18 protein-coding genes are annotated in these 20,877 nt (G+C 37.0%); 5 read left to right on the top strand and 13 right to left on the bottom strand.

Annotation, left to right across the window (positions count from 1 at the left end; genetic code table 11):
• The first annotated feature begins 190 nt into the window (after window positions 1-190).
• Window positions 191-661 carry a sigma-70 family RNA polymerase sigma factor gene (locus KPL75_RS12790; protein WP_219920897.1) on the top strand — a complete coding sequence of 157 codons (471 nt, stop codon included), beginning with the start codon at window positions 191-193 and terminating at the stop codon, window positions 659-661.
• Window positions 662-715: 54 nt separating this feature from the next.
• On the opposite strand, the gene KPL75_RS12785 is transcribed toward KPL75_RS12790, so the two are convergent.
• Window positions 716-1,222: a competence protein ComK gene (locus tag KPL75_RS12785; protein WP_219920896.1), complete on the bottom strand. Its 507-nt coding sequence runs from the start codon at window positions 1,220-1,222 to the stop codon at window positions 716-718.
• A 194-nt stretch (window positions 1,223-1,416) separates the two neighbouring features.
• Here KPL75_RS12785 and KPL75_RS12780 point away from each other — a divergent pair, with 194 nt between their 5' ends.
• Complete coding sequence (locus KPL75_RS12780) at window positions 1,417-1,815, top strand: DUF4359 domain-containing protein (protein WP_002034805.1); 399 nt, start codon at window positions 1,417-1,419, stop codon at window positions 1,813-1,815.
• A gap of 20 nt (window positions 1,816-1,835) precedes the next feature.
• Here KPL75_RS12780 and KPL75_RS12775 read toward each other — a convergent pair whose 3' ends face one another.
• Complete coding sequence (locus tag KPL75_RS12775; protein WP_219920895.1) at window positions 1,836-2,051, bottom strand: DUF2922 domain-containing protein; 216 nt, start codon at window positions 2,049-2,051, stop codon at window positions 1,836-1,838.
• Window positions 2,052-2,072: 21 nt separating this feature from the next.
• Complete coding sequence (locus tag KPL75_RS12770) at window positions 2,073-2,297, bottom strand: DUF1659 domain-containing protein (RefSeq protein ID WP_219920894.1); 225 nt, start codon at window positions 2,295-2,297, stop codon at window positions 2,073-2,075.
• A 110-nt stretch (window positions 2,298-2,407) separates the two neighbouring features.
• Here KPL75_RS12770 and KPL75_RS12765 point away from each other — a divergent pair, with 110 nt between their 5' ends.
• Window positions 2,408-2,893, top strand: coding sequence for a VanZ family protein (locus KPL75_RS12765; RefSeq protein WP_219920893.1), 486 nt, complete (start codon window positions 2,408-2,410; stop codon window positions 2,891-2,893).
• Window positions 2,894-2,937: 44 nt separating this feature from the next.
• Here KPL75_RS12765 and KPL75_RS12760 read toward each other — a convergent pair whose 3' ends face one another.
• The 4 genes from KPL75_RS12760 to KPL75_RS12745 form a co-directional block, all read right to left on the bottom strand.
• Complete coding sequence (locus KPL75_RS12760; protein WP_219920892.1) at window positions 2,938-5,694, bottom strand: DEAD/DEAH box helicase; 2,757 nt, start codon at window positions 5,692-5,694, stop codon at window positions 2,938-2,940.
• The gene (locus KPL75_RS12755) at window positions 5,678-7,297 is read right to left on the bottom strand and encodes an SWIM zinc finger family protein (protein ID WP_219920891.1); all 1,620 of its coding nucleotides are present in this window, start codon (window positions 7,295-7,297) and stop codon (window positions 5,678-5,680) included. Before KPL75_RS12755 ends, KPL75_RS12760 begins: the two co-directional genes overlap by 17 nt.
• 137 nt (window positions 7,298-7,434) lie before the next feature.
• Window positions 7,435-7,737, bottom strand: a complete 303-nt coding sequence (locus tag KPL75_RS12750) for a DUF3910 family protein (protein WP_219920890.1) — start codon at window positions 7,735-7,737, stop codon at window positions 7,435-7,437.
• 85 nt (window positions 7,738-7,822) lie between these two features.
• Window positions 7,823-8,695 carry a cell wall-binding protein EntA gene (locus tag KPL75_RS12745; RefSeq protein ID WP_258237029.1) on the bottom strand — a complete coding sequence of 291 codons (873 nt, stop codon included), beginning with the start codon at window positions 8,693-8,695 and terminating at the stop codon, window positions 7,823-7,825.
• A 676-nt stretch (window positions 8,696-9,371) separates the two neighbouring features.
• Here KPL75_RS12745 and KPL75_RS12740 point away from each other — a divergent pair.
• A complete protein-coding gene (locus tag KPL75_RS12740) occupies window positions 9,372-10,889 on the top strand; it encodes a glycine betaine transporter OpuD (RefSeq protein WP_219920888.1) in 1,518 nt (505 codons plus the stop codon).
• A gap of 250 nt (window positions 10,890-11,139) precedes the next feature.
• Entirely contained in the window at window positions 11,140-11,274 is a 135-nt protein-coding gene (locus KPL75_RS27420) for a hypothetical protein (RefSeq protein ID WP_002166439.1), read from the top strand.
• 155 nt (window positions 11,275-11,429) lie between these two features.
• On the opposite strand, the gene KPL75_RS12735 is transcribed toward KPL75_RS27420, so the two are convergent.
• From KPL75_RS12735 to KPL75_RS12710, 6 genes are all read right to left on the bottom strand, one after another.
• Complete coding sequence (locus KPL75_RS12735) at window positions 11,430-12,731, bottom strand: glycosyltransferase family 2 protein (RefSeq protein WP_219920887.1); 1,302 nt, start codon at window positions 12,729-12,731, stop codon at window positions 11,430-11,432.
• Window positions 12,728-13,483, bottom strand: a complete 756-nt coding sequence (locus KPL75_RS12730) for a diguanylate cyclase domain-containing protein (protein WP_033717593.1) — start codon at window positions 13,481-13,483, stop codon at window positions 12,728-12,730. The genes KPL75_RS12735 and KPL75_RS12730 overlap by 4 nt, the downstream gene beginning before the upstream one ends.
• A gap of 262 nt (window positions 13,484-13,745) precedes the next feature.
• Window positions 13,746-14,957 carry a NupC/NupG family nucleoside CNT transporter gene (locus KPL75_RS12725; protein ID WP_219920886.1) on the bottom strand — a complete coding sequence of 404 codons (1,212 nt, stop codon included), beginning with the start codon at window positions 14,955-14,957 and terminating at the stop codon, window positions 13,746-13,748.
• A 362-nt stretch (window positions 14,958-15,319) separates the two neighbouring features.
• Window positions 15,320-17,080, bottom strand: a complete 1,761-nt coding sequence (locus tag KPL75_RS12720) for a C40 family peptidase (protein ID WP_219920885.1) — start codon at window positions 17,078-17,080, stop codon at window positions 15,320-15,322.
• Window positions 17,081-17,290: 210 nt separating this feature from the next.
• Window positions 17,291-18,175, bottom strand: coding sequence for a D-amino-acid transaminase (locus KPL75_RS12715; protein WP_219920884.1), 885 nt, complete (start codon window positions 18,173-18,175; stop codon window positions 17,291-17,293).
• 572 nt (window positions 18,176-18,747) lie between these two features.
• Window positions 18,748-20,676, bottom strand: coding sequence for an LTA synthase family protein (locus KPL75_RS12710; protein ID WP_002144821.1), 1,929 nt, complete (start codon window positions 20,674-20,676; stop codon window positions 18,748-18,750).
• Window positions 20,677-20,877: the final 201 nt, after the last annotated feature.

The raw sequence follows: 20,877 nt of genomic DNA, 5'->3' as shown, positions 1-20,877 counted from the left end.
CTAGAGTCACCTTTTTTATTTTTACTCCTATTTCAAATACCCCCGGCAGAATTTCAAATACTGCCCAGTGTAATTTCAAATTCCGGCAGCAGTATTTGAAATTACCCACAATGAAATTTCCTTTCTCATTTTATATTGTAGAGGTACCGCGGAATACTGAAGAGGTATACCTTTTAGAAACGGGTACTGTGTGAAGCCAGCGACATTTGCAGATACGGTTGTTTTGTATGAAGGTATGATTGTAAATCAAATAAAGAGGTTAAATATTTACCAAGATTATGAAGAGTATTATCAATGTGGTTTAATCGGTCTTTGGCATGCTTATGAAAGGTATGAGGAGGAGAAAGGGAGTTTTCCTGCTTATGCTGTCGTAACAGTACGTGGTTATATATTGGGAAGATTGGAGAAAGAATGTGTAGTGCAAGAGAGGTATGTATGCACCGATGAGTATGAGGAACGATTTGAGTGTGAAGATGTGGGAACGAGAGCGAAGGACTTTATGAGTGTGTTAGATAAGAAGGAGAAGCACATCATTTCAGAGCGATTTTTTACAGGGAAAAATATGGGGGAGATAGCTTCTGAAATGGGGATGACGTACTATCAAGTGAGATGGGTATATCGACAAGCGCTTGAGAAAATGAGGGATAGTGTAAGGGGATAAGAATAATAAGTAGAATGGAAGGCAAGGGAAATATTGCGTTCCATTCTACTTATTTTAAGGCAGTAAATGTGGCAAGAGGTTTTTTGAGTGTAGTGAATCTTTTATGTTCATTCGGGATAATACATGTCCAGCTTTCAAAAATTGTTGCTGTAACTTATGAGAACCTATTTGTATTGTTATGGTAGTTCCGTTAAAAAAATGAATGTTAGCCTTGTTAGTTTTTTTTGAAAACTCTATCTCCTCTATATGGTTATAGAACAACCAAATGCAGTTTGGAGAAGAAGGAGATTCTGTTGGGAAAACACAAATATATTCTCTATGATTAATCGGAATTGGAACATTTTGTTTGAGCTTAAAGTTTATTTGGACTGCATGACGTCTACCTTGATAAGTAGAATGAACATGTGTTAGACAAAATTTCTTTATGAGTTGGATAGCTGTTTGGCAAGAGTACAGAGGGTTTCCACTACTGTCGATCATTTTTGTCCGGTAATAAGGGTGTTTGCAAGGTTCGAGCATCATTGTAGAACTAGAAATAAAAATATCATTTTCATTATCCATGATTCTAAAATCCTCCCTTGTGAAAATTATTATTCTGAATATAATTATATACGAATTATGTAAAAATATTATTAATCTTTTGTTTCATATTGTAAATTTTTACGGTTCGTTTACAATCAATAGATGATAGTCTTTCTAATTTGCATCGCTTGTACATATATATGAAAATAGAAAAGAGTAGGCGGTGATATAGCATGAAGAAAAAGTATATTATTATGGCTCTAGCTGTTGTTCTCTTAGTTTATTTAGCAAACAGTAATCCGGGTAAGGGAGAATATACGGATTGGGCAGCAAAACAATTTATGAAGCGTAATGATGTGAGTAAGAAGCTAGAAGAGGTTGAGAAAGAAAACAAAGAGGGTATACTTGGCGACTTAGCATCGGCGGGAAAAAAATTGGCAAATAAGTATGTTGAACCACAAGTTGGATTATTAATTGAGCATTATACAAAGCGAAATGATTATATTTTCTTCTCAACATATACGACAGAGTTTGATTTAGGTGGAGAAAATTATAAGTATGTTTGTGTTGGTTTTTCAAACATCTTTATTCCAATCGAAATGCCGAAGAAAAAAGACGAATCTGCAAAATAATGCAGATTCGTCTTTTTGATTTACAGAGTGATCTGAACTTCAGATACGTTTTTTTCTATGAGGCGAGCCCCTTTTTTACGAGTATTTTCACCAATTGATGAAAATACAGATGAAGAAAGAATGGTATCCATTACTTGATTTACGACTTGTTCATTTACTGGTGTGATGGGATTATCGATAGAAAAAACAACTGTTTTTCCATCTTCTTTCACGAAAATCATTTCGAGTACTTGCATGCTTTATTCCCTCCTTTTTAATTATAGATTAGAAAGATCTGACGTGCTTACAAGTTGTACAACGTGAAGAGATGATTGTTGTAGTGAAGCAAGAGCACGTGCTACTTCATGTACTTTTCCTAAATCTGCATTTGTTTTTACACGTTTGAATTGCTTGTTCTTAAAAACTGTTTTACCGTTTTTGTCTAATCCCCCGTTTAATACGAGACGTAAAGTTAAATCCATTACGATTGTTTCAACTGCCATGTTTATCACCCCCTTTCACTTTATAAATAGGTGGTAAATGTCATGTTTTGGCGTGAAATTTTTTCTTTTTTTTGGTACTCTTAAAAGACTAAGAGAGGAGTTTCGGGAGAATGAATCGTAAATGGTTATTTTGGATTCCTGTATTACTATGGATGGGGATTATTTTCTATTCTTCAGCACAGCCATATAAAAAACAGGATATGCGCTCGGATATTGAGCAATATATAAACGTTGAATTTGTGAAAGAGCATTTTTCATGGGTATCTATCGATTATGGCGGAGGTACACCTGTTAGTATCGCAAATAAAGGTGTAGGTGGATTTGTTGAGTTTTTCCTTCGTAAAGGTGCTCATTTTATGGTGTTCTTTATGCTCGGTTCATTGACGTATTATGCTTTTCATCGATCGGGTTATTCGAGAAAAAGGTGCTTTGTATACGCCCTCCTTTTCGTTGCGGGGTATGCAACATTTGATGAAATTCATCAATGGTTTACGGGAGACCGTACACCGATGTGGCAAGATTCATTGCTTGATACGTGCGGCGGGTTAACAGGAATTATAATAAGCAATTGGTTTTGGCATAGAAAAAGGAGCTAATCTCATTTAGAGATTTGCTCCTTTTTCATTTATCCATATCCACCTTATACGCCAAGTAATTCTTTTAGTTCGTCGGTTGATAGTTCGGTCATCCAACTATCGCTTGTAATGACGGCGTTATTTAATGATTGTTTTCGTTCTAACATTTCATCAATTTTCTCTTCAAGTGTTCCTGTTGTAATAAGTTTATGAACGTGAACGAAGCGTTTTTGGCCGATGCGATAAGCACGGTCTGTTGCTTGGTTTTCTACAGCTGGATTCCACCAACGGTCATAGTGAATGACATGGTTGGCAGCAGTTAAGTTTAATCCTGTTCCGCCAGCCTTTAACGATAAGATGAAGATGTCATACGTTCCGTTTTGGAACTGTTCGATCATCTTGTCACGTTCTTTCTTCGGTACGCTCCCGTTTAAGAAGAGTACGCGTTGACCGAATGTTTCTTCTAACATACTCTTTAGCATGTTCCCCATGCCAATGTATTGAGTGAAGATTAAGCAACTTTCATTTTGGTCTTTTATATTTTGGATGAGCTCCATTACTGTTTTTGTTTTCATAGAACGCTCGACGATGTTTTGTGGTTCTTCTTCTTTCAAATAAAGTGCTGGATGGTTACAGATTTGTTTTAGCTTGTTCAGCATTAGTAGTATAAAGCCGCGGCGCTCAATTCCGCTTAATCCTTCTACATTTTGTAATGTATCTTGAACAAGTTGTTCATATAAGGAAGCCTGTTCTCCAGTTAGTGGACAATAGGCTTTCTGTTCTTGTTTATCTGGTAAGTTTAATGCGACTGTTTGATCTTTCTTCGTACGACGCAGTAAAAACGGCGAGATAAATCGTTGAACTTGCTGGATTTTTCCTTCATCGCGGTCCTTTTCGATCGGTGTGACGAAGCGGCGCTGGAATTGTCCTAAACTTCCGAGATACCCATGATTGATAAAGTCGAAAATAGACCAAAGCTCAGCAAGTCGGTTTTCCATCGGTGTACCGGTCAAAGCAATTTTATGATTTGCTTGTAAGTTTCTTACTGCTTTCGACTGTTTCGTATGTGGGTTTTTTATATTTTGTGCTTCGTCTAAAATAACAGCGTCCCAGCATAACGTACTAAGTTCTTCTTCATCAAGCTGAGCTAATGCATAAGAAGTTAATATAACATCTGCGGATTGAAGAAAATCTTTAAATGACTCATCCTTAGCTCGGTTACTTCCATAGTGTAACTGAACACGTAAACTTGGTGCGAAACGCTCAAATTCTTTTTGCCAATTTCCAAGGACGGATGTTGGTGCCACAATTAATGCAGGACCTGTTTGGAGATTGTTTTCTTTAGCGTATAGTAAATAAGTTATCGTTTGAATACTTTTTCCGAGTCCCATATCATCGGCTAATAATGCTCCAAATCCAAGCTTTCGTAAGTATAGTAACCATTCAATCCCGTGTTGTTGATACGGGCGGAGTGTTGCTTGTAGCGAAGATGGTACATCTACTTTTGGAATATCTCCAATGTGTAGAAGCTTTTGGAAAAGCTCTTCATAATATCCATCTAGTTCGATTTCAATATCGGTAAACGGACTATCGTCTTCTACAATTTCTGTTTCCGCCGTATTAGATAAATGTTGCTGCAACACGTCTTTCATTTCTAGTCCATATTTATCTGCACGGTGCATTAGTTTTTTTACTTCTTCAATAAAGGCAGGATCAAGTCTCATCCATTGGCCATTTAAATTGAAAAGACGTTTGTTCTGCTCAACGAGTTCGAAAAATTCGCCTTCTGATAAATCAATTCCGTCTGTTGAAATGCGCCAGTCGAAATTAACGAGCGTATTCATGCCGAAGAAAGACTGTGTTTGTGCTGTACTTTGCTTCAGCTGAACGCGTAACCTCGGTTTTGTTGCTTTTAAATTTTGCCACCATGATGGTAGTAAAATTGTAATGCCTGCTGCGAGTAATTCATTACTTGCTTCGGTTAAGAAGTTCCAAGCTTCCGTTTCAAAGAGTTCTTCTCGGAACTTGTCGCCCTCTTTTAGCCACGGTACGAGCTTACTGAATCCCTCTTGTGTTTCAAGAATACGTTCTTCGTAATCGTGCCATCGTTTTGGTAAGGAATCGATACTTTCATATACATATATGCGATGCGCACCACGTTTTGGTGTAACGATTGTTTCAAGCTTCCACATTTCAAAGTTTTCTTGCGGTTCTTGTAGTCTTAAGCCGACTGTAAATGGAAGATCATCTTCAATATAACCAATTTTTCGAAGCCAATCTTCTTCATGTAGTGCTGCTTCCAATTGCCTTTTCGTAAAGTCGTAATGTTCATATAGCCTCTTTGCATCTTCCCATCCGTCATTTGAGCGAGCATCTTGCAAAATACTTTCGTTCACAGCGGCAGAGAAAAGAGATGCTAATATGTTATCTTCAATTGAGGTATTCTGGACTTTCCAAGATGGCTGTTGAGACCAATGCTTCATGTCAGGTGTGAAACTGCCGCTGACGAAAGCGTCCCATAATTCACTTGCGTCCTTTGTAAGCGCCGTAATAGGACCGTTCATTTGCATATTTGCAAATGAATTCATTGGTTTATTTGCGATGTATTCAAATGCCTGGGCATTCGTTAACATAACGCCTTGTTTTCCCTCATATGTTGCTTCTTTTAAAAACGTTCCATAGAAGGAAGTAGAGTGCCATGCGAATGCGTTTTTTTTCCAAGTTGCTACGGATAAGAGCGTACCGCTATCATCTTCTCCCCAAAGGAACCAACCTTGACTAACGTGCTGGAGCCTAATTGTTACTTCAGTTTGTATGATCATCGATTAATTTTCCTCTCCGTAATTCTTCTTGTAGTGCACGCAGGCGTGAATATAAGTTAGCGATATGAATAATGAAAGCATCCCATTCATCAGTTCGCTTTAGTCGTTTATAAAGCATACGTAATTTCTTTAAGTAACGAACGGCACGTTTATACGATTTGCGATTCCGCTCTTCAATTGCTTCCATTGCGGCATGGTGATAAAGAGGGAGTGCTGCTTCGGGCGCTTCTTTTTCAATATCTTTCAATGGTTCTTTCAAAAGTTCGATTACTTCAGATCCATATAAGAGCTGAAGTTCTGTCCATGCATGGTATTGTTTCTTCGCTAGTACGTATTGCTCATAGTTCGTGAAACTATACGGTAATAGTTCTTGCAAAATCATTTCTAAACCCGCTTGTTCATTCGTATGCGTTGCATATGTCTCATACATCATCACAAATAATCGAACGATATCTTGTATGAAGACGGTATTCTCTTGTTCCATTATCGTTTCCTTTACTTGTTTATAAGTAAAGGAAAGCCAATCTTTAGCACGATCCCACTCCATCGCACTTAATAACTCTTCTAACCAATAGAAGTAAAGGCTCACAACAGAAGCAGGCTGTTTTTTGAGTAATTCCATTGCTGATAAATCTTCATTGTTTAAAAAGAGCAGATGAGAAGATGCTAATGCTTTGGAAAGTGGATTGATTTTAGTATCGATTCGTTTTTCTTCTTCTTGTAGCTGCTCTTCTGTTCTTAACAGTTCACCCCATACGTGACGATAAATGAAGAATCGCTCTTGTGTATAGGCATCGGTAGAGAAGAATACTTCATGTATGAGCCGCGCTGTTTCTTGTAAAATCGGTTTAGATTCTTCTGGAATCGCCTCTGTTTTTAGGTCCCTAACGGTAGATTCAACTTTATCAACGAATAGGCGAACGACGTTAACTGGTTGGTGATAAGAATATAGTTTGTTTGCTTCAAACTCTTGAATTTCTTCTAATAATTTTTGAAAGCAATAAAGTGCCGCGTGCAACTTAAATAACTCATGAATAGCAACGATGCGCGGAGCTTTCCGTTCTAATTTTGTATAGAAGTCTGTAAAAAGACTCATAAGAAAATACATTTGTTTATAAGTGAGCCGCGCTTGTTCTTTTTTAAATGATTCATATTCATTTTCAAAGTATGTTTGCCAACTTTTATAATCCATTTCTTCAAAAGCTGATGATTGCAATACTTGTCGTGCAGTTCGAATAGGAGGAAGAGAAGGTTTTGTATTATTTTTGAATAAAGTTAAAACATCTCCTACTTGCCCAAAACTAGAAGCTGCAGATAGTAACACAGCAAGCATATGCTCACATTGCGTTGGCGCGAAGCAATCGCAATAGCTTTCAGTGACATTACGAATCGGGATGTGAACGCTATATACACTGCCTTCAGCATTTACAGTTCCGGATAGCGTATAGCCATCAAAGTCAACGTTATAGACAACACCACTACGATATAGGTGCCGAGCTGTAGCGACGTGCTCCTGATCAGCAACTTGCTGCGGATCAAGCCCTTGAACGAACTCATTCGCAATCATCATAATTTCATCTTTCGTAATTGAGTGTTGCAGCATAATATTCCTCCGTACACAGATTTCTTTCCTTTACCATTATAAACAAAAAATGCTCAAAACAGAAAAAATGAAATTTGGATTACAAAAAAGGATGTTGCCTAGTTGAACTTTCCTACTAGGAACATCCTTTTTGGGAATTAAGAGCGTGATTCTTGTAATACCGCTTTTACATATGGATCATGTAATATTTGTTTTATAATTGGTAACATGTTTTGCTCGAATGGAATATCAATAGGAAATGGCTTTTGAGAGCCTGGCTTTATTCCATATTGTACGATTTTGTAATGTGTATTTTCTTCAGACTTGAGCACAATTAATTTATAGCGATTGTCATCACTTGTGAGTGAGAAGTCAATTGCGATAGCATCATATGTTATATCATCTTTATATATGTACGGTTTTGGTGTACCGACCCAGTCTACCTTAGCTTGTAAATTCATGGACGTCACCTCCTTATATGTATTATATAAAAAATAAAAGCCAGCTCTCAATAAAGAGAACCGGCTGTAATTTAGCAGTCATTGGTTATTTTAAAATCTTCACTTTAACAGTTTTGCGTCCCCATTTGTTAGCAGCGCTATCTGATCCAAGTAGAATGTCGATACGGTTACCTTTAATTGCACCGCCAGTATCACCAGCGATTGCTTCTCCATAACCTTCTACCCATACTTTAGATCCTAATGGGATTACTTTCGGGTCAACAGCGATCATTTTCATGTTTGGGTTCGCTGTTAGGTCATGACCCATTGCAGTTAATACACGTCCGCCGTATGTGCCACCATTTTCGCTCGGATGAGCTGTATATGCTGTAGCTACAACTGTTAACTCACGACCACTAGATGGTTCGTTAGTTTCAGCAGCTTTCACAGCAGGCTTAGCAGCTGGTTTTGATGCCGCAGGTGCTACCTTAGCTGGTGCTGCAGCTTTAGCAGGAGTAGGCGTTTCTTGTTTCTCAATAACAGGTGCTGTACCTGTTAAGAAAGGAACATGAACATAAGCCGTTTTCCCGTTATATTCGAATTGTAACCACTCATTTTGTACTTGGTTCGTTGTTTCGATCATATCGTCTTTCTTAAGCGTTCCAAGAATTTCTGAGTTTGTGTTCGCTTCAGCACGTACATTTAATACGTTAGCTGTTACATAGTAAGAGTTCTTTGTAAACTCTGCACTTACGAATGCGTCTTTACCATCTAATTTGATTTGTGACCATCCGTTTTCTGTATTTAGAACATCTAATTTATGACCATTCTGTAATTTACCGACAACTTTTGATTCAGTAGTAGGGTTTTCTCGTACGTTTAGTACGTCTGTTGTTACAACAGTTTCTGCATTAGCAGATGAAGTGAAAATCCCAAGACCAAAAACTGCTGCTGTTGCTATTCCAATTAATTTTTTCATGATAGCCTCCATTGCGTTTGTTTTCGTGTCCTCATTATAGCAACAGATTTTTTCGGATTTTGGGAAAACACACAATTACAAACCATTCGTAATAAGTCGTTAACACTTTGTAACATAGCAGGAAATGAAGGAAAGCGTTTTTCACTCCGTATTTTTAGTAGGTTTATAGTTATAGTCAAAATTTTTAATACAACAGGTTTTTTTCAATGAAGCTAAAAATATTACGAGGACGTTACAAGATGATTACCATACGACTACATTCCTTGAGTATTTTACCGTTTTATGGGTAAAATAGTTATATAAACATAAACATCTCGTTTGTGAAGTTATAAACACGCGCTATATACTAGCAAAAAACCGCATAATTGTTACAAGAAGAAAGGGTTGCAAGGAATAAATCTGCCCTTTTTTAAAACTGTAACACATCCTTTTTTGGGAAAACCTCTTCCCATCCGCATATTTTCTCACGCAATTTGACAGTAGTATTCCTATCTTGTAGCTCTTGCAGAGTGAAAAGGTTGTACGGAAGGTAAGGCTGTCCATAAGAACTCTAATTGGTGAAGGCAAACTTGAAAGAGCCGAAAGAAAATCGCCGCAAAACTATGGTTTTTTATCCGATTTAACACATCGGAATTTATGATATTTACAAAAAATGAAACATACGAAGGGGGATTTGATGAGGAAACTGACGAAAACATTTATTGTCTCATTAACATTATGCATTGCATTTACACTTTGGGGGATTATTCCCGAATCTATTATTGGAGAAGGTAGCTTAGGAAATGTAACGACTGCAATTCAAGCTGCGTTAGTTAGTAAGTTTGGATGGTTCTATATTATTTCCGTTTCTATTTTCTTAGGAATTGCTATTTTCTTAATTGTTTCTAAGTACGGTTCGATTCGTTTAGGTAAAGATGATGATGAACCTGATTATAGTTATATGACATGGTTTGCTATGTTATTTAGTGCCGGTATGGGAATCGGTTTGGTTTTCTGGGGCGTTGCAGAACCGTTGAACCATTTATACACACCTCCGTTTGGAGAGGGTGCGACTGAAGAAAGTGCACGTCTTGCACTTCGTTTCTCATTTTTCCATTGGGGATTACATCCGTGGGGATTATATGCACTTGTAGCATTATGTATTGCGTATTTTACATTTAGAAAAGGAAGAGCAAGTACAATTAGTGCGACAGTGGGTCCGCTATTTAAAGGCGGTGAACATGGCCGTATTGCCCATACGTTTGATGTTCTAGCTGTATTTGCAACAGTATTTGGTGTGGCGACATCATTAGGGCTTGGGGCAAAGCAAATTGCGGGTGGTGTTAGTTATTTAACATCCATTCCAAACTCATTACCGACACAGCTAGTAATCATCGGAATTGTAACTGTCCTTTATATGCTATCTGCGCAAACGGGACTCGATAAAGGAATTAAATATTTAAGTAATGCGAATATTATTTTAGCGTTTGCACTTATGATAATTGTATTATTTGCAGGTCCAACAAACTTTATTATGAATTATTTCACTTCAACAATCGGTTCATACATTCAAGAATTGCCAAGTATGAGTTTCCGTTTAAGTCCATTAAATGAAGGCGGAAATCAATGGATTCAGTCGTGGACAATTTTCTACTGGGCATGGTGGATTGCATGGTCACCATTTGTAGGTACGTTTATTGCTCGTGTGTCACGCGGGCGTACAATTCGTGAATTTGTTATTGGTGTGTTACTCGTACCAACAGTAATTGGTGCGCTTTGGTTCTCTGTTTTCGGAGGAACAGGTATTCATATGGAATTGTTCGACGGGGCGAATATATATGGCCAAATTAAAGAAATGGGCACAGAAGTAGGATTGTTTGCTATGTTAGACCAAATGGGTAGTATGGGACCGGCTTTATGTGTGCTAGCTATTTTACTTATTTCAACATTCTTTATTACATCGGCAGACTCTGCTACGTTTGTGCTAGCGATGTTAACGACACATGGTAGCTTAAACCCACCAAATCGTATTAAAATGGTTTGGGGTATTGTGCTAGCGGCGTTAGCCTCGATCTTATTGTATGTCGGTGGCTTAGAGGCGCTGCAAACTGCGTCGATTATTGCGGCATTCCCATTTGTATTTGTTATTTTCTTTATGATCGCGGCACTATTTAAAGAGTTGCAAAAAGAAGGACGTATGAAACAACATAAATAATAGAAGGAAAGGGGCTGATTTTATGTCAGCTCCTTTTTTTATGAAAATATTAGGGAAAGTGTGGATAGCTGTAGTTTGAAAAGAAAAATCGATACGGTTCGACAATATCCGATATTTTACACATTATATTCATATTTTTGACAAAAATATGTCGGAAATGTGTTGTCACTTTTAGGTATATGTGCTATATTATTTCCTGTAAGCGATTTCAAATTGTTTTAAAGCGCATTCAAGGGGGACAACTAGAATAATGAAACGTTACGAAAGAAAGTGGAAGCATATTTGTTTGAAACGTGTGGCACATCGAAATGCCCAAGAAAGCACGGAACCAAAGATTGAAACTCGTAAAGAGCATCAAGAGAAGCAATTGGTTCTACAAAAATAGCAATCACTTTTTCGTATATAAATGAAGGTCGATCGTTCGTTGGGGGATGGACGTGAAATAACTTTCAGCTAAGGGGTATTGTCTGATATATATAGTATTACGGTAAAAAATAAGCACAGAGCATACGGCGCTCTGTGCTTATTTTTTAATGAAATCTATTTTTCTTTTTTAAATCGTACTGTTTTATCCCAACCAATTACTTGTTTCTTGCTCTTTGCACGTAAGTAAAGAATGAGACTGCGAATAAATAAATACGTAAAGAGCTGTGCGTACGTAAAGTACATAATGACGCTTATGAAAATATTGATCGGTGTAAAGGTTCGTTCGACGCTCTGGGCACTAAATAATTGAGAAACATATGTAATATATGCGACATACCACATAAATAGTAATGGAATGCTATATTGAATTTGGAATATCCCGAGCAGTCCAATTATAAACCAAACGTTTGAAATGATTAGGAATAGCCAAAATACGACATACACTAAAACTTGTTGTAAGGAATGGACGAGAAGTTTCCCTTTAAAGAAGCTTAACGAAGAAAACATTTTTTCTAAAATGTATAAGTTTCCTTGAAGCCAACGTGTACGCTGTTTAATAAGAATTTTTAAATGCTCAGGTTCTTGTTCCCATGTAACCGATTCTGGGACGATTGGTAAGAGATAGCCTTTTTGGGTAATTCTTAATGTTAATTCGGCATCCTCTGCGATTGCATAAGGATCATAGCCGCCAAGTTCTTCTAATGCAGAACGACGAAGAAGCATGTTTGTTCCGGTTAGTGAACCTGTTTGGAATAATAGCCAGCGTCCAGATTGCATAAGGAGCTGAAAAATTTGAAATTCTAATGAAATCATTCGTGTAAGCCAATTTCTTTTTTCATTTACTGTACGAACGTGTCCAACTGCCCCAACGGCATCCTGGGTTGTTTCAGCATGTTCTACGAGCATTCGCAGTGCATGTGGTTCAGGTTGATTATCTGCATCATAAACACAGAAATATTCACCGTCCGAAATGCTAAGGCCGTAGTTTAATACACGCGATTTTCCTTTCGGCTCGCCAGGTGGTACACGGATGTGATGAATATGAGCATAAGCTTTGTCGAAATCATCGCCAATTTCAGGTGTTTCATCTTGAGAGTTATCGTTTAATAAATAAACGTTTAGTTTGCCTGGGTATTCAATCTTTGCCATTGCTTCTAATGTATCTTTAATAACAACCCCTTCATTATGAGCGGGTATTAAAATATCTACACTTGGATAATGTTCTAGCGTACGATCTTTTCGTTTACTATTTCGATGAATTAAGCCCGCAATTGTTAAGAAAGAGTAATAAACGAGTAAAGCAGAGAATAGAAAGGCGGTAAAAATCAATACATATTTAATTGAAAATGTGATGCTGATCCAGAAAACGAGTACGCAGAACAGAAGGAATAAAAGGAGTATAACGAGTGTCATCATAATAATGTCGGTCCTTTGTTTCCAATTTGCTCTCGTGAAATTTTCATGTCTTGGATTGCCTCATTAGCAAGCCATTGCTCCATTTTTGGCTTTAGGCGGTTCATTACAATATCAGCACCGGCTTCATTTGTGTTTTGTAGTAAAATAACCAGTGTATTGCTGTCGTATTCAGCAGCAAGGTCAAAGTCATTCCTTACCGTTTCAACTAATAATGAAGCTACACGATCCATGACACTTTCCTTCGTATATTTACTAAAGGAAGTGAAATCAAAGAAAATGATAATGCCTGTTTCATTACGACGATTCATCGCAGTTGTTAATAAAGCTTGTCGTCTTTCGAATTCTTGTCTTGTTAATAATTTTGATTCTCCAATGTATTGCTCAAGCACTCTCACTCGTTCAGTTAACTCTTTATTTTTAAGGATAACCTTTTTTAATAAATGGGTTGAAATATAAACAATGAAGAAGTTAGCTGCCATCAGGAAGTGGGTAATAATATATTCCCATTGATCTGATGTACTCCATAAGTGAAGCCATGCTTGATAAAATAAATAGAATACTGAAATGATTGTTCCCAGTATGAAGAAAATAAATGCTGTTTTATCAGCTAAAAATAGGAATAGTACATTTATGATGACATATATAATTGTAAAAATGAGTGCGTGCTCATATTTCGTCACATGTACAGTAGTAAAATAAAATAAAATTTGTAAAATCCACATAGAGAGGACTTTATAGGACTTATCTTTCACGAAACTTTCCTCCTTACAGATAATTCGTGCTGGATATTTGTAGTATGCACAATTATTGAGAAATGGACCATGTAGCTGGAAGTTTTTTGGGGCGAGATACATCAAGTAGTATCCTTCTTGTACAAGAAAAAATAAACAGACATACTAATTATTGTAACATATCATCTATACATCTAGACATAATGGATTTAATATATACGAAAATTATATTTAGGATATATAAAAAAACCTCCTCTTTAAAAAGAGGAGGTTTTATATAAAATTATAGGAACATCATACCTGCAACTGCTGCGTTTAAGAAGTTCGCTAGTGTACCAGCGATAACTGCTTTAATCCCTAATTGTGCAATTTGTTTACGGCGAGTAGGAGCTAACGTTCCTGTTACACCTAATTGAATTGCGATAGAAGAGAAATTTGCAAAGCCACAGATTGCGAATGTTAAAATTAGATTTGTTTTTTCAGAGAAATCTGCCATGTGTGGTCCTAAGTTTGCATATGCAACGAATTCGTTGATTGCAAGTTTTTGACCGATGAAACTTGCCGCTTGTATAGCTTCACCTGGAGAAACCCCGATTAAGATTGCAAATGGTGATAGTAAGTAGCCGAAGATTAAATCAAGGCTAAGTTTAATATGGAACAAAGAGCCAACCAATCCTAATAGACCATTTAATAGAGCGATCAGTGCGATGAAAGCCATTAACATTGCTGCTACGTTAATAACAAGTTGCATACCTTCAGATGCACCACGTGCAGCTGCGTCGATAACGTTTGCGTCTTCACGTTCTGTAGAAAGTTCAACGTTGTTATCTACTTTTTCTGTTTCTGGCATAATTAGTTTTGCAATTAATAAACTTGATGGAGCTGCCATAATTGCTGCTGCTAATAAATGTTCTAATGGAATGCCCATCGCTGCATAGCCGACAAGAACTGATCCGGCAACAGCTGTCATACCACTTACCATAATAGTGAAGAACTCACTGTTAGTTAAACGTGCTAAGTATGGTTTAATTAAAATTGGTGCTTCTGTTTGTCCTAAAAATACAGTCGTTACTGCATTTAAGCTTTCTGCTTTAGAAGTTCCAAGAAGTTTGCTTAATGCACCACCAATGATACTAACAAATTTCTGCATAATACCTAAGTAATATAAGATTGCTACTAATGAACTAATAAATACGATTGGAAGTAGTGCTTGAATAACGAAAACAAATCCCCAAGGGCCTTTTGCGTTGACTAAATCCCCAGCAACGAACCTAATTCCCTCGTAAGAAAAATTAATTAATCCTTGAACGCCGTCAGCAGCAACTTTTAAGCCTGCTTTTCCAGCATCCCATCGTAATACAATAAATGAAAATGACATTTGTAATGCTAGCGCGATTAAAATTGTGCGCCAATTAATAGCTTTGCGGTTGGAAGATAGTAAGAAAGCAATTGCTAATACTCCAATCACGCCGCCAATTCCCCATAAAAGATTCATGCAGTGTATGCTCCTTCCTCATAGTAAAAAAGTGTATAACACAGTTGTCTATACTTCTGCAAATATAACATCTTAAGTAACTTATCATAATGGACATCAGAGGTCAAACGTCTGTCGAAAAGTTTAAATAAAAAGAAAATTCTTTGAAAAAACACATATAAAATGAATTGACATGAAATAGGTTATGTTTTTTATGGGAATATATTCATTATGATAACGTTATGGGCAATTTTTGTAGAATATAGTGTATGAAATAGGAGAATGAACGCATAATTTTTTCGTAGAGAGAATGAAAGGGGATTACTATATCGAGTTCTTTAAAAAGAGCCTTCTAGTAAACTAGAAGGCTCTGAAACTATAACTTAAGGTGCTTTTGTATACCCTAAGAAATGACTTTTCCAATAAGAGTTGCTTAATGAAGCGATTGCTACACCTTTATCTCCAGATTGGATAAATGATCCCCCGCCAAGGTAGATACCCATGTGAGAAGGACCTGCTTTATAAGTGTCTTTGAAATAAATTAAGTCTCCAGGTTGTGGACTTGAAGTTTGTGGTAAGCTGCTCCAATATCCAGCAACACTTTGACGGCTAATGTTATGACCAAATTTCTTAAATACGTGGTAGATGTAACCACTGCAGTCAACACCGTTAGCAGAAGTACCGCCCCAAACGTATGGTACGCCTTGCATAGATTTCGCGTATGCAAGTAGAGAAGAACTGTCACCGCTATTATTAGTATTGTTGTTATTGTTGTTATTGTTGTTATTGTTTTGATTGTTATTTTGGTTTTCGTTAGGCTTATTATCTACTGCGCCGCCAACTGGTGTTTTAGATAGGAAACGTGTTCCGATGTAACCATTTTGACCGTTGTAGTTAATTTTGCTCCATCCAGAGTTTTCAGAGATTACTTGAACCTTCTGTCCTTGTGGAAGTGCGCCTATGATTCTATAATTTGTACCTTCGCCGCTACGTACATTTAGTGCAGAAGCATTAATGTAGTAGTCGCCAATTGCACCTTGATCAGGTTGTTTTGGCTGATCAGGTTGTTTCGGTTGTTCAGGAGTAGCAGTGCCACCTTTAACGAATTTTACAAATTCGCTACTAACATAGCCTGTTTTTCCTTGGTAGTTTACTTTAAACCAGCCGTTTTCAGATCCAACTACGTTTAATGTTGTACCATTTAACACGCCGCCAATTACACTATGGTAAGCAGCAGGGCCTGTACGAACACGTAGAGATGTTGCGTTAACGACGTAAGTACCACCAGTTTGAACAGTTCCATTATTATTTTGCTCTTGGTTGTTACCTTGAGTAACGTTTTCGTTAGAGCCGCCTTTTGTTACGTAGTCTTTGCTTAAGTAAGCTGTTTGTCCTGCGTAATTGATTTTGAACCAATCTTGAACTTCGCCTACAACTTGTACTACTTGTCCTTGTTTAACAGAACCTACAGTTGGATGAGAAGTGCTAGGACCTGTACGAACGCGAAGGGAAGATACATTTACTGTATAGTTTCCGCTTGCTGGTTGAACAGTTGCTTCATTGTTACTATTGTTGTTACTGTTTGTAGAGCCAGTATTTGAAGAAGCACCTGATACAAATTGGCTACTAACATAACCAGTTTGTCCGTTATGGTTGATTTTCACCCAACCATTTTCTTCTCCAATTACGTTTAAAGTTTGTCCTTCATATACACGTCCTGAAACAGAACTAGAAGTGTTAGGAGCTGTACGTACACGTAATACATCAGCAGTAACTTTATTGTTTCCACCTGTACTTACATTGTTATTTGTTTTTGCACCATTTTTTGATACAAATTCGCCACTAACATAGCCTGTTTGACCATTCTGGTTAATTTTGAACCAACCATTTTCTTCTCCAATTACGTTTAATGATTGACCATTATAAACGCGAGAGATGATGTCGTGAGAAGTACTTGATCCTGCACGAACATGTAATACGCTAGTATTCACCGTATACGATGAACTGTTTGATGCGGAAGCTTGGACAGCTTGTGTAGCAGCTTTTTGTGCACTTTGTTCAGGGGCAGCTTGAACACTATCAAGTGTAGGAGCTGCTCCTCCTGCTACAGACACTGCCGCAAGACCGGCAAGGTATTTTTTCATAATTTGTCGATTCCTTTCTGTCTGTAATGTAGTGAAGAAATATTTACCAACTGTTAAAAATTCTAAAGAGCATGTCGATTACTGTCAAGACTTATGCGGTAATCTGAATATGACAAAAAGATTACAAGAAAAAATCAAGGCATAAATTCATACCTTGATTTCCATTTAAATACATATATTTGTTGTAGAAAGAGAGGAGATTATTCGTATTTAGGAAGATGTGCTGTTGGATTTTAAAAGGCTTTGAGAAAATGACCTTTGTAGTAATTTGGTGATAGGGCCAACTTGACCATCTTGAATCGCAGTTCCATCGAGATGGGTCATCGGTAAAATTTCAATAGTCGTTCCCGTAAAGAAGCATTCATCTGCTTGATAAACATCGCGAACGCTGAAAAGCTCTTCTTGTACCGGAAGTTGAAGAGTGTTAGCTAAAGAAAGGACGTACTGACGAATAATGCCGTTTAAAATAAGGTGATTGGCTGGATGCGTATACAGTGTTCCGTTTTTTATGAGAAAAAAGTTAGAGTGGCTACCTTCAGTTACAATACCATTTCGTACGAGAAGTGCTTCTTTACAACCTTTGCGTTCAGCTTTCGTATAAGCTAATACATTTGGTAATAAATTTAGCGATTTAATATCACAGCGGAGCCAGCGTGTATCAGGTTCTGATATAGCACGTACACCGTATTCAATCCATAAAGATGGTCTTTCTTTTTTTGAAATATAAGCATAGATTGTCGGAGATGTGTCATATGAGAATGCATGTGCTCGAGCTTGTACACCACGAGATACTTGTAAGTAAATTGTTCCGTCTTCGTGGAAATTATTGTTTTCAATTAATTTGTAGAGTAAGATGATGAGTTCGGCTTTTGAGAAAGGGAGCGATAATTCTATTTCGTCCATGGAGCGATATAATCTTGTTAGGTGTGGATCTAATAAGTGAAAGTTTCCGTTATAAAGGCGAATAATTTCATAGACACCATCGCCAAATTGTAAGCCTCTTTCTTCAAGTTCTATGTACGCGCGATGTTTCGTTGTATCAATAACTGCATCATTCCATAGTACAAATCTTTCATATGCCAATTTTCGTCCCATCCTTTCGTTAGTACATGAATAAAAAGCACTCTAGTTATTTTTATGTAAGTAATTCTCCGCATATGACGCATATGTATTTGTAAATCATAGAGAAGTAGTGGTGATTTATCCCGCATTAACTGCCCGTAAACGAACGATTGGTGAGGGCTAATAATCAGTGGGAGATGAACAAAACCCTACTGATTAAAGTTTCACTTTATAGCATTTTGTATATACAAATTCGAAAAGGAGAAATAAGAATCCTGCTTTTTGAAAAAAAAAAGCAACATTCGTATGGAATGCTGCACAAGGAGGGTAGCTATCTTTCATAGGGACATCGTCTTTAAAGGTTTCATTTATGCAAACAAAACACTTGGAAAGACAATTATAAGAAAATTGAAAACAAATGATGCGCATATTTCTCTAAGGGATCTTATTGAAGATGAGAGATAAGAAATATGTGGAACCTTGTTTACATATTTTATTATAAAGATGTTTCGTTAATATGGTGTAAATATTAGGTGAAGGTTATGTAATTTTAAAGTTAATGTATAGAAGAATTTGTAGAGAGGAAAATAAAAAAGAGGCTGAGGTTACTCAGCACTCTTCTTTTCTTCTTTAATAGCCGTTTTTACTTCACCAGTTTTGGTCTTATTGCTTTCAGAGAAGCGAAGTAAGTCGCCTTCAATGATTTTGTCAGACATGTGCAATTCATTTTGTGCACGATCAATAAGTGGTTGAGCTTCTTCTTTCGGTAATTGTACAACTTCACCTGTGTTACGATCGTAGAATGTACTGTTTGTGTACATGTACTTATCTGTAATGAAGCTACCGTCACGAAGAACAACGAATCCTTTATTGTCTGGTGAGAATACATCATGACCGAATTGGATTTGATTCGAAGAATCTACACCAAGTAGGTTTAGAATTGTTGGTTTAATGTCAATTTCACCAGTTGGTTTTGAAATTGTTTTACCCTCTTTTTGACCTGGAACGTGAATAAACATCGGTGTTTTTTGTAAGTTCATATGGTCAAATGTAGTAATTTCTTCTTTTCCTAAGAACTGTGCCATTGCACGGTTATGATTCTCAGAAATACCATAATGGTCACCGTAGAATACGATAACAGAGTTGTCGTAAATACCTTCAGCTTTTAGACGCTCAATAAAGTGCTTCATTGCTTCGTCTAAGTAGCGAGCTGTTACCATATAGCGGTCAAATACTCCATCACCAGAATTGTACTCGTCGATTAATTTCGTACTGTCATCATAAGTGAATGGGTAATGGTTTGTTAAAGTAAGGAAGCGAGTATAGAACGGCTGCTTCACTTGTTTTAACATATCGATAGACTGATCGAAGTATTCGATATCTTTTAGTCCCCAGTTTAATTTTGTTTCTGGCGTAATCTTGTAGTCAAGTTCGTTGTAGTAACGATCATAACCAAGTGCCGGATACATAATATTACGGTTCCAGAATGTTGCGTTGTTTGCATGGAATACTGATGTGTGATACCCTTGCTCACGCAAAATTTCTGGAGTTGCTGTATATTCGTTGTTACCGTGTGTGAAGAATACAGCACCACGGTCTAGTGGATATAACGAAGTATCTACTAAGAATTCAGCATCAGATGTTTTACCTTGCCCAGTTTGATGGAAGAAGTTATCGAAGTAATAACTTTCTTTCGCAAATTGGTTTAGGAATGGTGTAACTTCTTGTCCGTTAACTTGCGCACCAATTAAGAATGTTTGTAATGATTCAAGAGAGACAACAATTACGTTTTTCCCTTTTGCAGTACCATACATATTTGGATCTGGTTTACTTTGTGTTGTTTTCACATAGTTTTCTGCTTCTTGTAATTTACTACTATCAGCAAACGCTTTTTGTGAACTTGATTTTGCTTGTAGGCCAAGATCGTATGCTTGGTGTACATATAATCCTAAGTTTTTAACAAGCATAACGCGGTCGAATGAACGTGTTAATAGTTCTGGACGCTCAGCTTCTGCAAATCCTAGGTTTACGCAGAAAATAGCAACTGTTGACACGAAGTATAGGGAACGCATCGGACGTGCTACACGCTCTGTCGGTGCAAAATCTTTCTTCTTTTTCAATAGAACGAAGAATACGATAATATCCGCAAATGCAAGGATGATTTTGAAGTTAAATAATTCTTTCACACTAGAACCTAAACTTCCAAAATTAGATGTTTGTCCTAGTACTGGTAAAGTAACGAAGTCATTGTAGAATCCGTAGAACATTACGTTACCAACAAGAATGAACGTTAAGATAAAGTTAATTCCTAGTGCTATATAGTTACGTTTTTTCCCTTTTGCAAATAATGCAAGACCCACAAACAGTAATGATGCTGCTAATGGACTAATGAATAAAATGAATTCTTGCATGAAAGATTCAAGTTTTAAATCGAAGCTAGTGCGTGTAATGATGTAGGTTTTTAGCCATACGGCCAAAGCTACGAATAAAGTGAAACGCACATTTTGAAATTGTGATTTCATGGTTTCTTTCATTCATTTCCACCCTTTCTCTATCAGGCTTGGTCGATTTTGGAGCGAAAAATGTTAAAATAAAAAATACATAGTTTTCTTGGCCATAATTAGAGTTTCTATATTCACCCATATACGACTTTAACTATGCATACCCTTTTTGGTTTCTTGTGCTGCTCATAAGCATAACGTCATTTCTGTATTATACAACAAAATTCATTTCTG

Source organism: Bacillus sp. NP247, assembly GCF_018966865.1.
Classification (GTDB): domain Bacteria; phylum Bacillota; class Bacilli; order Bacillales; family Bacillaceae_G; genus Bacillus_A.
Note: the sequence above shows the minus strand (reverse complement) of the source record. Positions and strands in the feature narration are given on the sequence as shown.

What these genes read in the sequence shown, in the direction of transcription:
- KPL75_RS12765 (WP_219920893.1), top strand. Translation starts at nt 2,408, where the DNA reads ATGAATCGTAAATGGTTATTTTGGATTCCTGTATTACTATGGATGGGG.
- KPL75_RS12750 (WP_219920890.1), bottom strand. Translation starts at nt 7,737, where the DNA reads ATGAATTTACAAGCTAAGGTAGACTGGGTCGGTACACCAAAACCGTAC.
- KPL75_RS12775 (WP_219920895.1), bottom strand. Translation starts at nt 2,051, where the DNA reads ATGCAAGTACTCGAAATGATTTTCGTGAAAGAAGATGGAAAAACAGTT.
- KPL75_RS12710 (WP_002144821.1), bottom strand. Translation starts at nt 20,676, where the DNA reads ATGAAAGAAACCATGAAATCACAATTTCAAAATGTGCGTTTCACTTTA.
- KPL75_RS12785 (WP_219920896.1), bottom strand. Translation starts at nt 1,222, where the DNA reads ATGGATAATGAAAATGATATTTTTATTTCTAGTTCTACAATGATGCTC.
- KPL75_RS12760 (WP_219920892.1), bottom strand. Translation starts at nt 5,694, where the DNA reads ATGATCATACAAACTGAAGTAACAATTAGGCTCCAGCACGTTAGTCAA.
- KPL75_RS12745 (WP_258237029.1), bottom strand. Translation starts at nt 8,695, where the DNA reads ATGAAAAAATTAATTGGAATAGCAACAGCAGCAGTTTTTGGTCTTGGG.
- KPL75_RS27420 (WP_002166439.1), top strand. Translation starts at nt 11,140, where the DNA reads ATGAAACGTTACGAAAGAAAGTGGAAGCATATTTGTTTGAAACGTGTG.
- KPL75_RS12735 (WP_219920887.1), bottom strand. Translation starts at nt 12,731, where the DNA reads ATGATGACACTCGTTATACTCCTTTTATTCCTTCTGTTCTGCGTACTC.
- KPL75_RS12770 (WP_219920894.1), bottom strand. Translation starts at nt 2,297, where the DNA reads ATGGCAGTTGAAACAATCGTAATGGATTTAACTTTACGTCTCGTATTA.
- KPL75_RS12740 (WP_219920888.1), top strand. Translation starts at nt 9,372, where the DNA reads ATGAGGAAACTGACGAAAACATTTATTGTCTCATTAACATTATGCATT.
- KPL75_RS12720 (WP_219920885.1), bottom strand. Translation starts at nt 17,080, where the DNA reads ATGAAAAAATACCTTGCCGGTCTTGCGGCAGTGTCTGTAGCAGGAGGA.
- KPL75_RS12725 (WP_219920886.1), bottom strand. Translation starts at nt 14,957, where the DNA reads ATGAATCTTTTATGGGGAATTGGCGGCGTGATTGGAGTATTAGCAATT.
- KPL75_RS12715 (WP_219920884.1), bottom strand. Translation starts at nt 18,175, where the DNA reads ATGGGACGAAAATTGGCATATGAAAGATTTGTACTATGGAATGATGCA.
- KPL75_RS12755 (WP_219920891.1), bottom strand. Translation starts at nt 7,297, where the DNA reads ATGCTGCAACACTCAATTACGAAAGATGAAATTATGATGATTGCGAAT.
- KPL75_RS12780 (WP_002034805.1), top strand. Translation starts at nt 1,417, where the DNA reads ATGAAGAAAAAGTATATTATTATGGCTCTAGCTGTTGTTCTCTTAGTT.